The 20304-nt window shown below is 39.3% G+C and carries 17 protein-coding genes; 5 read left to right on the plus strand and 12 right to left on the minus strand.

Annotated features, from left to right (window positions below; translation table 11 throughout):
* Positions 1-50 precede the first annotated feature (50 nt).
* The 11 genes from iscX to ACE01T_RS03460 all read right to left on the minus strand — a co-directional run bounded on the left by iscX (position 51) and on the right by ACE01T_RS03460 (position 11723).
* Positions 51-251 (minus strand): Fe-S cluster assembly protein IscX, encoded by a 201-nt coding sequence (gene iscX, locus ACE01T_RS03410; RefSeq protein ID WP_092819025.1) that lies wholly within the window; start codon positions 249-251, stop codon positions 51-53.
* 89 nt (positions 252-340) lie between these two features.
* On the minus strand, positions 341-892 hold the full coding sequence (locus ACE01T_RS03415) for a phosphatase PAP2 family protein (RefSeq protein ID WP_395518745.1): 552 nt from the start codon (positions 890-892) through the stop codon (positions 341-343).
* A 31-nt stretch (positions 893-923) separates the two neighbouring features.
* Complete coding sequence (locus ACE01T_RS03420; RefSeq protein ID WP_395518746.1) at positions 924-2204, minus strand: glycosyltransferase family 4 protein; 1281 nt, start codon at positions 2202-2204, stop codon at positions 924-926.
* A gap of 208 nt (positions 2205-2412) precedes the next feature.
* Positions 2413-2826, minus strand: coding sequence for a hypothetical protein (locus ACE01T_RS03425; RefSeq protein ID WP_180044625.1), 414 nt, complete (start codon positions 2824-2826; stop codon positions 2413-2415).
* Between the two features lie 14 nt (positions 2827-2840).
* On the minus strand, positions 2841-5174 hold the full coding sequence (locus tag ACE01T_RS03430) for a fimbria/pilus outer membrane usher protein (protein WP_180044624.1): 2334 nt from the start codon (positions 5172-5174) through the stop codon (positions 2841-2843).
* A 6-nt stretch (positions 5175-5180) separates the two neighbouring features.
* Positions 5181-5891 carry a fimbrial biogenesis chaperone gene (locus ACE01T_RS03435; RefSeq protein WP_180044623.1) on the minus strand — a complete coding sequence of 237 codons (711 nt, stop codon included), beginning with the start codon at positions 5889-5891 and terminating at the stop codon, positions 5181-5183.
* Positions 5892-5993: 102 nt separating this feature from the next.
* On the minus strand, positions 5994-6506 hold the full coding sequence (locus ACE01T_RS03440; protein ID WP_180044622.1) for a hypothetical protein: 513 nt from the start codon (positions 6504-6506) through the stop codon (positions 5994-5996).
* 856 nt (positions 6507-7362) lie between these two features.
* A complete protein-coding gene (locus ACE01T_RS03445) occupies positions 7363-8190 on the minus strand; it encodes an XAC2610-related protein (protein WP_395518747.1) in 828 nt (275 codons plus the stop codon).
* Positions 8191-8381: 191 nt separating this feature from the next.
* A complete protein-coding gene (gene ilvC / locus ACE01T_RS03450) occupies positions 8382-9398 on the minus strand; it encodes a ketol-acid reductoisomerase (protein ID WP_086195357.1) in 1017 nt (338 codons plus the stop codon).
* Between the two features lie 109 nt (positions 9399-9507).
* Positions 9508-9999, minus strand: a complete 492-nt coding sequence (gene ilvN, locus ACE01T_RS03455; protein ID WP_086195356.1) for an acetolactate synthase small subunit — start codon at positions 9997-9999, stop codon at positions 9508-9510.
* Positions 9996-11723, minus strand: a complete 1728-nt coding sequence (locus ACE01T_RS03460) for an acetolactate synthase 3 large subunit (RefSeq protein ID WP_086195355.1) — start codon at positions 11721-11723, stop codon at positions 9996-9998. The genes ilvN and ACE01T_RS03460 overlap by 4 nt, the downstream gene beginning before the upstream one ends.
* Before the next feature lie 786 nt (positions 11724-12509).
* Between ACE01T_RS03460 and ACE01T_RS03465 the strand changes: the two genes are divergently transcribed.
* The 4 genes from ACE01T_RS03465 (at position 12510) to holA (ending at position 17934) form a co-directional block, all read left to right on the plus strand.
* Complete coding sequence (locus ACE01T_RS03465; RefSeq protein ID WP_300045432.1) at positions 12510-12836, plus strand: DUF4124 domain-containing protein; 327 nt, start codon at positions 12510-12512, stop codon at positions 12834-12836.
* 688 nt (positions 12837-13524) lie between these two features.
* Positions 13525-16146, plus strand: coding sequence for a leucine--tRNA ligase (gene leuS / locus ACE01T_RS03470; RefSeq protein WP_300045429.1), 2622 nt, complete (start codon positions 13525-13527; stop codon positions 16144-16146).
* Between the two features lie 235 nt (positions 16147-16381).
* Positions 16382-16918 (plus strand): LPS-assembly lipoprotein LptE, encoded by a 537-nt coding sequence (locus ACE01T_RS03475; protein ID WP_395518748.1) that lies wholly within the window; start codon positions 16382-16384, stop codon positions 16916-16918.
* A 17-nt stretch (positions 16919-16935) separates the two neighbouring features.
* A complete protein-coding gene (gene holA, locus ACE01T_RS03480) occupies positions 16936-17934 on the plus strand; it encodes a DNA polymerase III subunit delta (protein WP_180044034.1) in 999 nt (332 codons plus the stop codon).
* Here the strand turns inward: holA and ACE01T_RS03485 are convergent.
* A complete protein-coding gene (locus ACE01T_RS03485; protein WP_166169211.1) occupies positions 17931-18380 on the minus strand; it encodes a bacteriohemerythrin in 450 nt (149 codons plus the stop codon). The two genes, holA and ACE01T_RS03485, sit on opposite strands and share 4 nt — an antisense overlap.
* Positions 18381-18960: 580 nt before the next feature.
* On the opposite strand from ACE01T_RS03485, the gene ACE01T_RS03490 reads away from it, so the two are divergent.
* On the plus strand, positions 18961-20304 hold the full coding sequence (locus ACE01T_RS03490) for a MacA family efflux pump subunit (protein ID WP_395518749.1): 1344 nt from the start codon (positions 18961-18963) through the stop codon (positions 20302-20304).

Consider the following 20304-nt stretch of genomic DNA (forward strand, 5'->3'; position numbering starts at 1 on the left):
CTTTTTTCTGCTTTTGATATGTAAAAAAATTGCTTTTTTCGATGTAGCGCTTAACGCACTTCATCAATCCAGGCCATTTGAATTCCTTCCAGCAAACCTTCAGTGGATTTGGTTGGGTCATCACTAAAGTCTGGTAATGCACACACCCAGGCATGCAAGTCGGTAAAACGAATCCATTGCGGATCCACATCTGGATGTGCTTCAGAAAGCTCAATCGCAATATCAATAGTATCTGTCCAACGCAAACCCATGGCTATTCCTAATATGTTCAAATCAGTGGCAGTACTTTAGCAAATTTTGGAAAAATCGCGTGATTTTCCTGATTCTTCCGCATGCATTTTTATAGCATGATATTAAAAAAGGGGGCACTCTCAATAATGCCACTGGCAATCACGATACCAATCAATGCACCGACCAGCACGTCGCTGGGATAATGTAGCCCCAATACCATCCGTGATATCGCCACCAGAATGGTAAAAGGGAGCATCAGAATCAATAACACGGGCTGAATATAACCCAGAACCGTACTGGCCATGACAGCATGCAGGGTATGACCAGAAGGAAAACTAAAATGGTCGAGCGGTTGTTCGTGTAGCCGGATGACTTGATGGACTTGATAGGGTCGTGGGCGTACAGTTTTTTGTTTTAGGATTTTATAAATGACGGTACCTATCGACCCGCTAATCAACAGATATAACAACTGGACAATATAAAACACGCCTTCCAGCACCCATAAACTGGCAAGCATAATAAACCAGAACAAACCATTGCCAAAACGGCTGATGATTTTAAAAAAGTGGGCTACCGCATGTGAATGAGAAAGATTATTCAGATACAAGCAACCTTTTAAATCCAGATCCAACATCGTTATTTTTGCTTTTTTTAAATTCATGATGATGCTCCTTTAAGCTATTGCTTAAAATTCAGGAAGTCATTTCTGTCCCCATCGCCACACTATAGAGTGCTTGCTCAAACTGTTGCACAGGGTATTGCCAGCCGATATGCTGCACCGCCTTTCGGGCTTCCAGCCCCATACGTTTCAATTGCTGATTGCCCGGCAACTGACACATTGACTGAATAAAACCTGTCTTATCTCCTAAGGGACTCAACCAGCCCGTCTCGCCATTTTTGACATGCAAATGCGCACTGGCATAATTATAGGCAATCACAGGCAAACCACTTGCCATTGCTTCCAGCACCACATTGCCAAAGGTTTCAACCTGACTGGCAAACACAAAAACATTTGCACTTGCATAAGCCTGAGCAAGTTTCGGGCCAGATAAATTTCCTGTAAAAATGACCTCATGTCCTTGGCATAACATTTCCAGACGACCCCGCTCCGGACCATCCCCCACAATCACCAATTTGACATCCTGGTTATTTTTCTTCATGGACAGATAGGCTTGAACAAGAACATCAATCTCCTTTTCAGGTGACAAGCGTCCCACATACAGCATAATCTGAGTGTTCGACGTTGCCTGCCATTGTTGACGCAAACCGCTGGAATAATGTTGTGGCGAAAAATGCGTAACATCCACACCACGCCCCACCACAACCAAAGGACAACAAATGCCAAATTCTCTTAAAATATATTCCGTATCTTTACTGGGAATACAGGTCAGTTGTGTATTGTTATGAAACCAACGTAAATAACGCTGAATGGGCTTAATTAAAAAGGCTAAATCGAAATAGCGACTAAATTCTTGAAAAGGTGAATGGAAACCGCTTGAAACAGGAATACCCTTGTTTTTTGCAGTCTGCAAAACACTGAGTCCTAATGGCCCTTCCGTAACAATATGCACAACATTTGGTGCAAACTGATCCAATGCCTGAGAGACTTTTAAAAATTGTGGCCAGCCAAATTGCAAGCTTGGATATTGAGGAATAGCCTGAGCTTTGACTAAACACTGCTGATTTGGTAAAAATTGATCACACAGCTGCTTTTGTTCCGGCCGAATCAGTAAAATTTTATGGCCCTGTTTCTGCAAACCCTTACATAGTTGCAATAGAGACAGTGCCACGCCATTAATTTCTGGAGACCAAGTTTCTGTCACAATGGCAATTTTTAGCCGTGGGCGAATTAACCCATTGAGTGTCGCTGTATCATCAAAAATGCGGTCTTGCTTATTTTTTTTAAAATAAAATTGGAAATTTTCTGGAAAATTTTGTTGTCTTAGCAGGTTGCTCGCATACAAATTTGCCATACAGCACCTATATCGTTATTTTAGATTTAGCTTAGATGTTAATTCTTTCAGTTTGATGATTTTTAGATGACTGTTTATTGAAACGTTGTATACGCTAACAACCAGTAAAAACATGCTCCTCTTCCAAAGCTAGCTGTTTTAAACAACTCTTTTCAGTTTTACGTTTACGCTCAATTACAGACCAGTCCTTTACTGGCATACAAAATAATTAAAATAATAGGTTTACGTATATTACATCGCTATATATGCCAACTGGCGTACGTATAGAAGGCTGTTCTTCCAATCGTACTGCAATGACATATTTACTATCTTTTGAATTTCCCGACTGGGAAAGAGGCACATTCCACTGATTTCTCACAGGACCCGAAATATTCATTCGGGTTTTCAAGCGGTAAGTACCATTTGATACATAACTCGAACCATCCGAGCTACGCAAATTTTGACTGCTAAATTTAATTGCATAGGACTGGTCACAAAAGACTTTAAAGGAAGTTGCAGCAAAACTATGATAATAATCTGCCAAATGCATGACCGGTTCTGATATAGCATTTAAATAACATTGTCCCGCATAAGCGAAAGCACAATTTGCATAGAGTAAAATGATCATGATAATTTTTTTCATTGTAATAACCCTTTCTAGCGACAAATAACATCCATAACTGACTGCTCTAGCGTTTTTTGGTTCTGATTTGACACCTCAAAAGTACCCTGACATGTCTCGCCACCCTTGGCTTTCGCTAAAAACCGATATTTATTCGGTTTTAATCCATATAAATACACCCTACCCTGGGCATCCACAGGGAAATATTGGCTCTCTTCACCATTGATATATACTTCGCTTGTACGAGGCATCTGTTGATTATTTTGATCCAATAAACGCAAAATGACTTGTTGGGTATGATATACAGGAAAATCTAGAATATAGCCCCGTTGATTTAAGCCAATCATTTTTTGGCTCGAATAATCAAATGCATCTTCAATTGCTAACTGATTTTGGTCAAACGAAATATCATAGGGCACATAAGGAATAATATTATGTACAAACACATAGCCATTTTTATTGGTGCTTCCTACAGGAGATAATGACCTTGCAACATCAATCTCTGGAGAATCCTGAACTTTAACTAAAGCAAATGCATTATCAACAGATTTTGTTAATGCTACTTTTCCACCCAACCAGACAATAGCCCCGCGATAAATCACCTGATTATTTTCATATTCATCAGATTGGTCCAATTGAACACGTAAATCACCTACATTTGATTTTAATAAACCCGCAGCTTGATAAGCTAAATTTCCACGACGCTGATTTGCCCCCAAAACATAATCAAACCCAGTTTGTGCTGGAGATGCTTTGACAAATTGCACCCTTGTTTCATTATCTGTTGAATGTGAGAAGTAAGCATTCTTGTTATTACCTAAGCTATAGTTTAAAGATAAATATGCACCAGAATTTTTATCACCAGCAAACTCTTTAAAACCTGAAATACTGAATGAAAGATTTGAACGCAGCATTTTAGAAATACTTAGATTTAATATACGGCTATCTGAAATATTAAAATTATCATTTTCATAATAAATTCGTTCTAAATAATTTAAATTAAAATTATTTATTATTGGCAAATCATACATACTGAAATAAAAAATATAATCATATTTTGGAATAAGTACTTCATTGCTATAGCCCAAAGTTTTATAATTATCAGTGGAATACTGCCCACTAAAACCCAAGTAAATATTATTTACAGTACGACTAATCGAGCCACCTACCGAATAGCCAGATCCATCATTACTATCACTTCCTGCAATAAAAGCGTCTAATAATGCATATTTACTAATCGCTTGAGTCCATAATAAACCAAGATTCTTTACTTCTTCACTATATGTAGCATTAAACCCAAGGGTAGTTAAATTACTTATCCCCCGCCTAAAATAGATATTAGAAAAAAATTCCCTATAATCATTACTTTGAAGATCATAGTTATATCTAATCTTACCTAAAGAAATATTATATTCATTTAACTCAGGTTTAAGCAGTTTATTATTAATATATACAGGAAAACTCTGGACTGTTTTATTACCCAAAATATCTTCTACCACTACCTGAGCATCTCCAGATTGTTGAATCAATGCACCAGGCTGTAAAGTATAATTCCCCGGAGTAATTCTTTGTTGAGAAATACTCACCCCATTAATATATAAATCCACAGTTGAGGGTAAAACAGCGCTTCCTTTTAAAGTCGGCATATTCCAATAAATATAGTCAGGCCGATCTGTAAAATTTGTTCCAAAACTTAAACCACCATAACGTACTGAATTAACGAAGGGGTTGGAAATAGTGGTGGTATCACCCACGGTTAAACTTAAAAACTTATCAGGAAAATCTAGATCAAAAGCGGACCTTAGACGAACTATTTTTTCTTGTTTTACCTCTTCTGGTGCCAGAGCCAGTTCATTCTCAGTTAAATTTCGTATAAGCGTAGAATTTTGAAATAACCAATAATCTTTAAACACCCCTAATTCTGCTAATGAATTAAATTGGTCATCCTGTGAAGTCTGCTCATAAAAAAGATCATAATTTAAAAAAGCACCCAAAGCTGCCCTATTAGGCATAATCAATTTTTCTTGATCTATTTCTTTAGCTTGAAAATACTCTGCGGGTACTGTTAGTTTTACTGACTGTACATGTGTATCTATTTCAGCAAGAGCTGGATTCAGTGAAACCAAGCAAAACTCTTTTTTTATGGGATGGACAGGAAAATAATCTCCTTTCAACTCTAAAGCATTTAAAGATTGGCACTCTATATATATTTTTTTATCTTCTTCAAATACTAATGTTTCTATATTTTTATCTATACCATTTAACCAGACGTTACTAAAAAAAACATTGTTCTCCTCTGCATTTACCCGCTGAATAGGTAGGACTATATTTAAAAATATACATGGCAAAAACAATATGATTTTTTGCATAACCCCTCACCCTGACAAATTAAATTCCATCGGCAATTCACTTCTATCTGTTTCAATAATTAATTTATATTTATTGAAATCCCCCAACTTAATCTCACCAAAATTAAATTTTTGTTGCTGATTATTAAGTAAATATTTCATATCTGTAGTGACTGCAACTTCTTTTTTCTTGTCATCCAGAATGGTTATTTTTTTAATTTGAACATGTGTATTGGTATTATTTTTCACATTTAATGAAAGCTGTGATCCATTATATACAGGGTTAAAATTTAGCTTCACTTTTTCTTGTACCCCTACGAATAGTGGGACAGAAATATTAAACAGGAAATTAACTTTTGACTCTTTTACAGTAGGTGCAATTTCATTAAAAATGATTCGCCAAGTTTCTTCTTTTTTTGGGGCTTGCATTTGAGTGAATCCTACCCGAACAATCTGCTTACTATTGGGTTGTAATACAAAGTTTTTAGGATTAATCACTACGGAATTATCAGGCTCTAGAACATCTTCCCCTTCTGCATTTTGTCCCCATTTAACGGCAGAAACTTCAAATATTTTAGCTTGATCAGATTCATTATAATCTAATGTAACGGTAGCACTACGCTGTTTTTTAACATCCGATATATACAGTTGAATAGGCGTAATTTTTAGTCCTGCATAAATTGTCTGTGAACATGCCAACACAATAGAAATAGCGAACATCGAAAATAACTTATTCATTTTCCCCTACCTATTATTTTTTATTTTTAAATTTTGATCTTTTTATAGTGAAGTTGGCATCACTATAAAGTGATACCAACTTTTTTTATTTCTAATTAAAAATTAGAATGAAACAGCAATTCGCAATTCTTCAGTATAAGTACCTACTGGTTTAGATACACCAACTTGTGGACTTACAACAGTAACATCATAAGGCGTCCACCCTCCTAGCGTAAATGGTTGACCTGCTGTTGTCGCATTTAAAGGAATAGTGGTTGTACCATTACGTTTGGTGGTAATTGTAACAGGAATTTCATTAGCACCCATTTTAAGTTTAGAACCATTTGCAGTTGTTAAACCAATCTTAAACTGTGCATTTGCCCCAACACGGAAACTGCCCTGTGCGGTATCGCCACCCACTTTATCTTGTAAAGTCAAAGTAGGAGTAAGTACTTGTAGTTCACAATGCGGTTCAACTTTAAGTTTAATATCAATTTTACCACTACAATCTACATCACAACCTGAAGGTGGTGGTGGAGTTGGTATCCCTCTTGCCAAATCATCTTCTGCATACACGCCTGTTGCACAAACGCCAAGTACTAATGCCGCTAATGCAGCTTGGGTCATTTTATTCATGATTTTCTCCATTTCTTTTTTTAAAAGAATATGTATGTATAGTTATTTTAACGATTACGATGTAACTCTTTTTATTGTGAGTAAGGTTACGTAACCGTTGACCTATCTTATTATCTTTAATTTTAAAAAATGCAAAAATGTTATTATTCACAATACACGACTTTAATATTTGTTTTTTATTTGCTTTACAACTTTAATTCTATATTTATAATAAGGTTACGACACAAAATAAAATGATACAATTTAGAAATGTTTCCAATTATTTCAAAATAAAAAACAATAAAATAATATTCAAAATACATAAAAATAACTAAACCACTAATTTTATTATTATTTTTAAAATCACCTCAACTTACACTAGCTTAAAATAAAGTTACATAATTTACAAAAGTTTGTAAATTACAGCTTATTATTTAAAAAATATGTGATTTTATCGATAATTTTACTTTATTTTTCAAACATTAATACTTTTCTTTAGGCGCAATAGATCTAATTTAAAATTCCATCAAAAAATAAATTCATTTATAAAATAACAACTTAAACAAAAATAAAACTTATATAAATTATTTTTATAAAAAAAGAGAAGGCGAAAAAATTATTTTTAGTCTTGTTTTTATTTAATACCAATGTTTTCTCAACCGTAATGTATCTTACTTTATTTAATACAACATGTAATATTTTATGGTTATAAAAATTTGACATATAACCATTTAGTAAAAAATATTATTCATATAAATATTTAAGGAATTTATAAGATGAACATTCATCGAATTAAATATTTTTCTTTTAATAATAATTAATTCAAACTCAGTTTTTTTATTTATATTTTTTAAAAAATTATTTTATAAAATATTTTTCAATTATTTTCTACCCGATTTAATAAGCCATCTTTTACTTGATAGACCTGCCCATAACCAAAATCAATTTGTTGTTTTTCTCCCTGAATAGCTGGAAATCCAGTAATATTTTCCATTTGAGGTGAACGCTGAAATTGATGGGTTTTAGGATTATACATCCAGTAGATAAAACGCTTATCTTCAATTTTTCGTTCATTTGAAGTATCAGACAGAACAATGTCGTAATAGCCATCCAAATTGATATCCATATAGCCAATACTCTTGGGATAAGCGGTAAATCCTGTCAGGCTTTGAACCACTTTATTGGTGGTTTTATTCCACACATCTACTTGTTTTAAGGCTCTTCCATAAGGTTGTTGGGCATTTTCCAAACCATAAAATTTAAATATGAATAACGGCCTTTCTACTGCCGTAAATGCAGGCCCGAATTGAATTGGAATATTTTCATTGTTCTTTGGCGTAATAAAAACTGCTGACATATCTCCAGTATTTGCATTTAAATTTCCATTTAACTGATATTGTTCAGATGCTGCTACATCACCATTTACACCTACCGATTTAAGATTAAGCTGATCTCCTTTTTGTAAGCCTTTAAAGGCAATCGCTTTTTGATCGGTCAAATCATGGAGGGTGCCGTGCGGATTCCAGATACCGGCATATAAATCCAGAAAATAGCGTCCATCGTCCGAACGCAGCATTCGTTGCATAGAAACACGAACATTAGTGAAAGATTTCAGGTTGTCAGTGCCTGATGCAGGAACTGTTTCTGCAAAACTTAAAAATGAAAGTGATAAAGTAGTAAGACATAGTAAGATTTGAGTTTTCATTGCTCAGCCACACTCAACAATAAAATAAATTATGTCTACTCTATCACAGTTAAAATTACATCTAATCCATCTCTAGCCCCTGTGTTTTGTTGCAAGTTGTTAATAGACGGATCTTCATCTGAGAATCTAAGCAATAAAAAACCCACTCAAAACTGAGTGGGTTTTCGCATCAAATCAATTGATCCGAGAAATTAGTTTTTCTCTTTATCAACGATTTTGTTTGCTTGGATCCAAGGCATCATTGCACGAAGTTTGTTACCAGTTACTTCAATACCGTGAGCTGCGTTTTGACGACGACGAGCAGTCATTGATGGGTAGTTCAATGCACCTTCTTGGATGAACATCTTCGCATATTCACCAGATTGAATACGTTTAAGAGCATTACGCATTGCTTCACGAGACTGTTCGTTGATAACTTCAACGCCAGTTACATATTCGCCATATTCAGCATTGTTAGATACTGAGTAGTTCATGTCCGCGATACCTCCTTCAAACATCAAGTCAACGATCAATTTAAGTTCGTGTAGACATTCAAAGTAAGCCATTTCAGGTGCATAACCCGCTTCAACCAAAGTTTCGAAGCCCATTTTAACCAGTTCAACAGCACCACCACAAAGAACCGCTTGCTCACCGAATAGGTCAGTTTCAGTTTCTTCGCGGAATGAAGTTTCGATGATACCCGTACGGCCGCCACCTACGCCTGAAGCGTAAGAAAGTGCTACATTACGCGCGTTACCAGAAGCATCTTGGTGAATCGCGATTAAATCAGGAACACCTGAACCACGTTGGAATTCAGAACGTACAGTGTGACCTGGTGCTTTAGGCGCAATCATGATTACGTCTAAGTCAGCACGTGGTACAACTTGGTTGTAAAGAACAGAGAAACCGTGAGCAAATGCTAGAGTCGCGCCTTGTTTGATATTTGGCTCGATCACGTCACGGTAAAGTTGAGATTGGAACTCATCTGGAGTCAAAATCATGACTAAGTCAGCTTGAGCAACAGCAGCAGGAACTTCTGAAACTTTAAGACCAGCATTTTCAGCTTTTTTCCAAGAAGTCGAACCAGCACGTAAACCTACAGTTACGTCAACGCCAGAGTCTTTAAGGTTAAGCGCATGCGCGTGACCTTGTGAACCATAACCAATGATCGCTACTTTCTTAGATTGGATGATCGATAAGTCTGCGTCTTTATCGTAAAAAATTTGCATTGCTGTCTCCGCTTAAATGCTTATGTTTTCTTTTATCCAGGTCAATGATGTTATTGGTATTCATTGACCTGGATCCTCATCTCCACGATGAGTAGAATGTGTTAAAAAATTAGACTGTTAAAACTTTTTCGCCACGTGCGATGCCCGATACACCTGAACGCACCACTTCAAGAATGGTATTTTCTGCAAGTGCATCAATGAAACCGTCAAGCTTTTCAGTTGTACCGGCAATTTGAATGGTATAAGTTGTCGGGGTCACATCCACAATTTGTGCGCGGAAAATGTCAGCGGTACGCTTGATTTCTGCACGTGCCGATCCAAGTGATTTCACTTTAATCAGCATCAGTTCGCGCTCGATATGCGCACCCTCAGACAAATCAACCACTTTCACCACTTCAACCAGTTTATTCAGCTGTTTGGTGATTTGTTCAATTTTATGATCATCACCATAGGTGGTCAGCGTCAAACGCGACATGGTTGGGTCTTCGGTTGGTGCAACGTTCAAAGTCTCAATGTTATAACCACGTTGAGAGAACAATCCCACCAGACGTGAAAGTGCACCCGCTTCGTTTTCTACGAGAACAGAGATGATATGTCTCATTGAGTGCGCTCCCCTTTTCCTAACCACATATCTTGCATCGACTGACCCGCAACCAGCATTGGATATACATGCTCGCTACGGTCAACCATAACGTTAATAAATACGCATTTATCGTTGATGGCCATGGCTTCTTCAAGCTTGGATTCAAGTTCATCAGCATGGTTAATCTGGATGCCCACGTGACCATAAGCTTCCATCAACTTGGCAAAGTCAGGCAATGATTCAACATAAGAGCTTGAATGACGACCTTCGTAGTTCATATCCTGCCACTGTTTCACCATACCCAAGGCACGGTTGTTGAGGCAAAGAATTTTCACATTTAAGCCGTATTGCTTACATGTAGAAAGTTCCTGGATACACATCTGAATCGATGCTTCACCGGTAATACATACCACTTGCTGATCCGGGAACGCGAGTTTCGCAGCCATGGCATAAGGCAGGCCTACACCCATGGTTCCCAAACCACCTGAGTTAATCCATTGACGTGGACGCGTGTATTTATAATACAACGCACCAAACATCTGATGCTGACCCACATCAGAAGTAATAATCGCCTGGCTATTGGTAATTTTATCTAAAGCGGCAACGACTTGTTGTGGCTTCATCGTACCATCAGTTGGTGCTACAACTTTTAAGCCATGTGCTGCACGCCACTCATCAATTTGCTTCCACCATGCTGCAATATCTTCAGGGTTCGGTTTTGAAACATTCATTTGTTTCAACTGTACCAGCATCTCTTGAAGTACCGGCTCTACCGCACCCACAATTGGAATGTGCGCCATGATGGTTTTAGAAATGGTTGCCGGATCAATATCAATATGAATCACTTTGGCATTTGGACAGAATTTTGCCGGATTATTGGTCACGCGGTCATCAAAACGTGCACCTACACACAGGATCAAGTCTGCATTGTGCATGGTCATGTTAGCTTCATAAGTACCATGCATACCCAACATACCGATAAATTGAGGGTCATTGCCCGGGAATGCACCCAAGCCCATCAAAGTATTGGTTACCGGATAGCCCAATAAATGAGCCAATTCAGTCAATAATGCTGAGGCATTACCCTGTACCACACCGCCGCCAGTGTAAATCACTGGACGTTTCGCACTGATCAATTCGTCAATTGCTTTACGGATCTGGCCTGAATGACCACGATGCGGTGGCTGATACGAACGCATCTTCACTTTTTCAGGATATTCGTAGGCAAATTTTTCTGCAGGATTAGTGGCATCTTTAGGAATATCGACAACCACAGGACCCGGACGGCCTGAAGAAGCAATATAGAATGCTTTTTTAATAATCGCAGGAATTTCGCTGGCATGACGCACTTGGAAACTGTGTTTTACGATTGGACGAGAAATACCAACCATATCGGTTTCCTGGAACGCATCCTCACCAATAAGATGGCTTGCAACCTGACCAGACAAAATCACCATTGGGATTGAGTCCATATAAGCCGTTGCAATTGGCGTTACGGTATTTGTCGCGCCTGGACCTGATGTGACAAGCACCACACCAGTTTTACCTGTTACACGCGAATAAGCATCTGCCATATGACCGGCAGCCTGTTCATGACGTACAAGGTAATGATTGATTTTGTCTTGTTGAAAGAGCGCATCGTAAATATGCAATACTGCGCCGCCTGGATATCCAAAAACATGTTCAACGCCTTCGTCCGCCAATGCGCGAACAAGCATTTCACCACCAGATAAAAGTTCCAACGTGATTCACCCTAATCTTTTTTCACGCACAAATGGAGGGCATTTGTGGTGATTCATTCATTCACTGTGTGCTCTGTTATAGCACACAAATTTCATAGTTTTCATAGCAATAAGAAAAAAATCTGACCTGGTTGCCGTTTAAGCAATATGAGGTCTAAAACATGTTGGGATAAACATATTTTGTTGGCTTTGTTCAGCTTCTCGGCTAGAGAAGAAGTCCATTGCTAAAAGGCTCTTATTCGAAGGGTGATCGATCTAAGGCATATAAAACTAAAGCAGCATTTTTGTGGTTTCGAGTATTAAAGTCAAGTTTAAAAATTAGCTTTTTATGGCTTAATTTTAAATTATTCATTTTTTATACATCTGTTTTGTCTTTCGCTGTGCATGCAACCCTCACAAAAAATTAAAATATTATTATTTTTCAAAGAATTAAAAAATATTTTCATAAAAAATAAATATAAAAATTATAATAAAATGGAATGAATATTTATTTTATCAAAAAATGTTTTTATTAATTTCAATCTATTTTTCATCCGCTGATTTTGTATCTTGATATATTTTTATATGCAGATTCACGCTACCGCCTCGGATCTGGGAGAATTCTTTCTGATTAAATGAAGATCAAAGAGTACGATTACCTAAATACAGTTCATTTATCTACATTTTGGGACAGTTTATCTTTTTTCTCTGCAAAACGATCCAGATCATATAAAATACTGAAGCAATCAGGAGCTCTATTTCTCCCCACTCTATCCAACTGATTATGACAATAAGGACTTGATTATTATGGCATCATCTTTCATCAAAATTGCATTCATGGCTGCATGCCTGAGCTTCAGTCTCAGCTCAACCACAAGCTTTGCCAAAGAATATTACAAATGGGTGGATGCCAAAGGGTCTACGCATTACACCACCACGCCCCCACCGAAATCGGCAAAGAAAAAAGGGAAAGTGGACACTTATGGCACGGCACGTTCTGCTAGTCCTGCATCTCAGGACAATAATAATGCTGCGAAAGAAGCCAAGACTACCGCTCAAGAAAACAAGCCTGTTAATCCAACAATTCCCGCACTTCCTGAAGGCAGCATTCCTGCAACACCTAAAGTCCAATAATATTATATTGTGAGCAAGAGTGATTACGCATCGGGTAATCACTCTATAGGAACTAAAAATCATAAAGATGAAAAGAGCGGCAACAAAACCCGTATAGTCACCTTAGAAAAATCGTAGCAAGTGTTTACCGTTATTCGCTATGGTAAACAAATGAATTTTTTCTTTTTATTTAGCTATCCAGTATTGAGCCTCATATTATTATCTCCCATCCAATCATGCTGAAGATATAAAGGAGTGGATACCAAGGATTCAACGCATACTAGCAACGCATCTCCGCTGAACACGCATAGAGACCAGACTTATATCAACCTTTCAAAATAAAACTGAACAAGCTGAAAAATCAGCATTGTCCAGATGACATATAAGAAAGGTTGAATTAACAACAGCAGAACGAACTGCAATTAAAGTGAAAGTTAAGCAGCAACTTCAAGAAAATAAGAAAGATCCTGTATGCAAGCATGGTTGGTGCAGGCACAGACCAAGACCTCCGCTTATCATTAGAATTAGCTTATTTACAAAACAAAGAGAAACTTACGAATTCAAAGGCATCCCAGCATTAAATGACATTTCCAAAAGTTTCATTTCTAATGACCAGTAAGATAAAATCCTGATCTGGAAACTGACATTGCATAGCATTTTGCGCTATGCTGTGTGCTAAATTTTTTAACCGTTCTCTTGTATTACGTATATGACTACTCACATTGACTCTGAATATCAAGCCAGTGCGATTGAGCCTCAAGTCCAACAGGACTGGGAATCTCGCAAAGCCTTTAAAGTTGCCGACACTGTAGAAGGTCCACGTCGCTATATCCTCTCGATGTTCCCTTATCCAAGCGGCAAGCTGCATATGGGTCATGTGCGTAACTATACGATTGGGGATGTAATCAGCCGTTTCCACCGCCTCAAAGGTGAAACTGTGCTGCAACCGATGGGTTGGGATGCGTTCGGTCTTCCTGCTGAAAATGCTGCAATTGCGCACCAGGTTGCACCTGCTAAATGGACCTTTGAAAACATCGATTACATGCGTAATCAGTTGAAGAAACTAGGTCTATCGATTGACTGGGATCGTGAATTTGCAACCTGTACACCAGAATACTATCGCTGGGAACAATGGTTATTTGTTCAGCTTTATAAAAAAGGTTTGATCTACCGTAAACTTTCAACCGTGAACTGGGATCCAGTGGATCAAACTGTACTTGCCAACGAACAGGTTGAAAATGGTCGTGGCTGGCGTTCAGGTGCATTGGTAGAAAAACGCGATATTCCAATGTACTACTTCCGCATTACCGACTATGCGCAAGAATTACTGGACGATTTAGACACGCTTAAAGACGGTTGGCCACAACAAGTATTGACCATGCAACGTAACTGGATTGGTCGCTCACAGGGTATGGAAATCACCTTCCCTTCAGCAAATCCAGACATTTATGCAGACGGTTTAACGGTATTTACCACACGTGCCGATACTTTAATGGGTGTGACCTATGTTGCAGTTGCAGCAGAACATCCTATGGCGCTGAAAGCGGCTGAAACTAACCCAGAACTTCAAGCGTTCATCGAAGAATGCCGTATGGGTTCAGTGGCAGAAGCAGACCTTGCCACTGCCGAGAAAAAAGGCATGGCAACAGGTCTTTCTGTGAAGCATCCTGTGACAGGCGAAGAAGTGCCTGTTTGGATCGCAAACTACGTGTTGATGTCTTACGGTTCTGGTGCGGTGATGGCAGTGCCTTCACACGATGAGCGTGACTTTGAATTTGCAAACAAATATGGCCTCACCATCAAGCAAGTGATTGATGCCAAAGGCGCAGACGATGCTGACTTTAGTGCAACCGAATGGCAAGAATGGTACGGTTCAAAAGAAGGCAAACTTGTAGATTCAGGCGAATTTGACGGTTTAGACTTCCAGGGTGCATTTGATACTTTCCTTGCAAAATTGGAACCTCAAGGTCTTGCCAACGTTAAAGTTCAATTCCGTTTACGTGACTGGGGTGTTTCTCGTCAGCGTTATTGGGGTTGTCCAATTCCAATGATCAACTGTGATACTTGTGGTCAAGTGCCAGTGCCTGAAGATCAACTTCCTGTGGTACTTCCAACGGATGTCGTTCCAGACGGTTCAGGCAATCCATTGAACAAAATGCCTGAGTTCTATGAAACGAAATGTCCATGCTGTGGTGGCGACGCACGTCGTGAAACAGATACATTGGATACCTTCGTAGAATCTTCTTGGTACTATGCGCGTTATGCATCGCCAGACTTTACAGATGGCATGGTGAAACCTGAAGCGGGTCAAACCTGGCTGCCTGTAAACCAGTACATCGGTGGCGTTGAACACGCAATTCTGCACTTGCTCTACGCACGTTTCTTCCACAAATTGATGCGTGATGAAGGTGTGGTACAAGGCAACGAACCATTCACCAACCTTCTTACTCAAGGTATGGTGCTTGCAGATACCTATTACCGTGAAGCGGAATCTGGTAAGAAAGCATGGTTTAACCCTGCAGATATCGAACTTGAACGTGACGAAAAAGGTCGTATTCTTTCTGCCAAATACAAAGGTGATGGTCAAGAAGTCATTGTTGGCGGTCAGGAAAAAATGTCGAAATCGAAAAACAACGGTATCGACCCGCAAGCGATTATTGACCAGTACGGCGCAGACACTGCACGTGTCTTCATGATGTTCGCTGCTCCACCTGATCAATCTTTAGAGTGGTCTGATGCGGGTGTGGAAGGTGCAAACCGCTTCTTGAAACGTGTATGGCGTTTGGCGACAGGTTTCCTTGAACAAGGCAATGCTGCTGCAAACATCGACAAAGCGACACTTTCAACTGCTGCGCAAGACTTGCGTCGTAAGACACACGAAACCATCCAAAAAGTGGGTGATGATATCGAACGTCGTCACGCCTTTAACACTGCTATTGCAGCGATGATGGAATTATTAAACGCAAACAATAAGTTTGAAGTGAAAGATGACAATGACGTTGCTGTTGCACGTGAGTCGATCACCACACTTCTGACATTGCTTGCCCCATTTGCACCGCACTTAAGCCAGACTTTATTGGCTCAGTTCGGTATTGAATTGACTCAAGCTCAATTCCCACAAGTGGATGAGTCTGCATTAACACGTAATACGCAAACCATCGTGGTTCAGGTAAATGGTAAGCTTCGTGGTAAGTTAGAAGTCTCTGTTGATGCATCTAAAGATGACATCTTGGCACAAGCCAAAGCATTGCCTGAAGTACAACAATTCTTGACCGGTCCAACCAAGAAAGAAATTGTGGTGCCGAATAAGTTAGTGAACTTGGTGGTTTAAGAATCCTTATAGCCCCTTCTCCCTCTGGGAGAAGGCTGGGATGAGGGTAATTAAATAAATAGACCTCTCCCCTTGCAAAGCAGTGCTTCTCATCTCCTGAAAGGAGAGAGAAAAATAAGGAATAAAACAATTCCCAAACAAAGCCCGTTGCCAGTCAACGGGCTTTGCACATACAATCACTACATATTTTTAGATCTTCCTTTTTTGCTTTGAAGAACAATACAGAGGACAACGCATGCATTTGGGCAAACGTTTAGCAGCAATTGTTTTAACTTGTGGTCTAAGTGCAGGCTTAGTGGGCTGTGGCTTTCATTTAAAAGGGACCAACCCGGCGACGGCTCCTGTGGCTTATTCTAAAATGAAATTGGCATTGCCGGATAATGCAGGACAATTGCATGAAAAACTTGCAATTTATTTGGGTGCAACAGGTATTCAGCTGAGCAATAGTCCCGATGCTTATGTATTGCGTGTACTAGATTACACCCCACAGCGTCACGAATTGAATGGCAAACTGGTGGAAACCCTACTGCGCTTAACCGTGACTTTCCGTATTGAAGATGCACAAGGTAATCCGGTTACTGAACCGCGTGCCATCATAGCTTCACGCAGCTATCAATATGATGTGGCTACGGTAAACACGGATGATCAGGAACAGAAGTACCTCAATCAAGTGATTGTTGATGATGTGGCACAGCAAATTGTGCGTCAGATTTCATCCAACCGTTTACCCAAAGTCGTGACCAAACCAGCGGCTTCTACGACCCAACCTTAAATATAGAAAATCGCGCTATGAAACTTGACTATCCCCAAGCACTCAAACGTGTTGATGAAGCTCGCGGTGCCTGGATTATGTATGGTCAGGAACCTCTGCTCGAACAAAATTTACTTGATGCTTTCCGGCAGAGTTGGCAAAAACAGGAAATTGAACGTCAGCGTTATGATATTGGCAATGTCAGTGACTGGAAAAATGTCTTTAATGCTTTAAACAGCCTGTCCTTGTTTTCCACACAACTGGCTATTGAAGTACATGGCAATATCAAGCCTGATGCCAATGGCATCAAGCAACTAAAAAGCTATATCCAGCATAATGAACAAAACCTGCTATTGGTGGTAATGCCGAAACAGGACAGCAGCAGCCTAAAATCCAGTTTTTTTCAGGTAGTGGATGCCAATGGCGTGACAGTGCCACTTGCAGCCAATTATCCGCAAGACCGGCAACGGATTTTAAGTATTGAAGCCGAAAAGCTGGGCATCAAACTGGCCCCTGATGCCTGGGCCTGGCTGGAACAGCACCACGAGCACAATCTGCTGGCTGCAAAAAACAGTCTCATGCGCGTCAGCGATACTTTTGCCGATGTGGAGATCATCCAGATTGATCATTTGTATTCATGTCTACAAGATCAATCGCGCTACACCACTTATGATTTAAATGATGCCCTGCTTGTAGGCAATCTGGCTCAGGCAATTAAAATTTTCCAGTATTTAATTGCCTCGGGTGAACCGATGAGCCTGATCTTGTGGAGCATCAGCAAAGAAATGCGTTTACTCATGCAACTTTTTGAACAGCCACACAATGCCTTACAGTTGGGCATCTGGAAAAATAAAGTTAGCCAATATCAACAAGCCTTAAGACGGCTCAATCCGAACTGTTTCCTGACTTGGCCATCCCTGTTGTTACGCATTGATGCTTCAATAAAAGGTTTAGGCAAAGAAAACCCCGAACATCTGGTTCTGCAAGCAATTAGCAGCATGTGTGGTCAAACCTTATTTTTATCGCCAAGCGCCTAACTAAAGAAACGTGAAAACCAGCTTTTGCCTTTTTTCTCTTCTTGTTTACGTAAATAGCTCAACATATTGTCTCGCACTGCATCGACATAATCCTGATCATCATGCTGAATATGGTTGATCAGCCACTTGGACAGCAGACGATACAAGTCTTTTTCAATGGATTCACCTTTTTCAAATTTCAGGCGGTAATCATTCAGACGTTTTACAAATAAGTCATGGATACCACGATGTGATGGTAAGTATTGATAACTGACTTGTTCCAGCAAATTTTCTTCAAAGCTAAAATGCGACTGGGTGTAGTCAATTAAATCCTCCAAAACCTCTTTAATTTTATCGCGCTGCCCCGTGTTTTTCACCTGCTCCAAAGCATTAATATAATCCAAGATCTGACGATGCTGATTATCAATCACATCAATCCCAATATTATAGGTTTCATTCCATTCCATCACTTACCTCTTACAAATTTTCATATTAAAGTTATGATCTTTTTCGCATAATTATGGGGATTAATGCTCTTATTATTAAACCCATAATTATTTTATGGGATTAATACTACAAACTTTTTTTATTTAAATCTAGAGATAAAACAAAGATTTTTTAAATTATGTCTACCAGTTTGAAGTTCAGGAGGGTGAAGGTAAAAAAGAAATCAACATCTCCAGCACGAAAAAGCTATTTAAATAAAAATCATTAAATAAATTCATTATCATTCGACTAAAATCCAATGCATCTTGATACCACGGATTCAGTGAACGACATTCCACTTTCTCAGCAGCGTTTTGAAAAACTCAAGCATCAGGCTGAAAACCATCTTTTAGAAAATTGATGGAATCGAAATTTAATAAAATTTCTCTCCTCTATTCATTCATGCTAAAAGTTTTGTTAAAAAGGAATCAACTCTCTGTTTAGTAAATTTTCAAGAGAACTTCAAAAAGAAAATAATTCTCATTTGTTTTTAAAAAGTTCACGTTTTATCCTTATTTAGCTTTTATAATTGCTGCAATTTTCCTCATTTATCAGCTCACTATGCCAAAAATAAAACCGTCTAAAATAGTTGTCGCCATAGTCAGTATTCTTGTTATTGCGGTCACCGCCTGGTTCTTTTTAAAACCAAAAGAACAAGCGCCGCAATACATTAGTAGTGAAGTCACGCGTGGTGATATTGAAGACTCTGTACTTGCAACCGGTGTACTTGAAGCCACCAAAATGGTCAGCGTCGGGGCGCAGGTTTCAGGTCAGGTGAAAAAAATGTATGTGCAATTGGGTGACCAGGTCAAACAAGGTCAATTAATTGCGCAAATTGATTCGATTCGTCAGGAAAATGACCTGAAAACGGCTGAAGCAAGCATTAAAAACCAGCAGGCTCAACTGGCAGTCAAACAGGCAAACTTGGCGAAAGTTCAAGCTGAATATCAACGCCAGCAAGCCATGTATGCGCAAGATGCAACTTCTCGTGCAGAACTTGAGGCTGCATTGGCCAGCTATAAAACTGCCCAAGCGGAAATTTTGGCCATTAATGCCCAGATTGAACAGTCACGCTTAACCCTGGCAACAGCGAAAGAAGACTTGGGCTACACCCGGATTGTTGCACCTATGGATGGCACCATCGTGGCAATTGTGACTGAAGAAGGTCAAACCGTTAACGCCAATCAAAGTGCACCGACCATTGTCAAACTGGCCAAGCTCGACAACATGACCATTAAAGCTGAAATTTCAGAAGCTGACGTGATGAAAGTTGAAGAAGGTCAAACCGTGTATTTCACCACCTTGGGTAATAGTGACAAAAAACATTATGCCAAACTACGCCAGGTAGAACCGGCACCGAACTCCATCAATACAGAAAGCAATAACTCATCCACTTCATCTTCAAGTACGGCGGTATATTACAACGCCCTGTTTGATGTCCCCAATGAAGATGGCAAACTGCGTATTGATATGACTGCGCAGGTGTATATTGTGCTGGCTGAAGCAAAAAATGTATTGACTGTACCTGCAGCAGCCTTGCAAAGTTCAAACCGTCCGCAAGGCAAACGTGCTGATCGTAATGCAGACCAGGCAAAACAACAAAATCCGCCTGATCATGATCAGGCGCAAACTGAACGTCCAAAACGCTTGCAACTGTCTGCCGAAGAAAAAGCACTGATTGAACAAGGCAAAGCTTCTATGTCGATGGTTCGCGTAATTCAGGCAGATGGTACAGCCAAACCGCAACCTGTCCTGGTCGGCTTGAACAATCGTGTCACTGCTCAAGTGATTAAGGGCTTAAAACAGGGTGACAAGGTGGTAATTGCCGATGCTTCGGATACCTCAAATGATGCTGCCAAACGCAGTAACCGTGTAGGTGGTGGTGCCGGTCCAGTGAGAATGTAA

The organism is Acinetobacter uliginosus, assembly GCF_044130295.1.
Lineage (GTDB): Bacteria > Pseudomonadota > Gammaproteobacteria > Pseudomonadales > Moraxellaceae > Acinetobacter.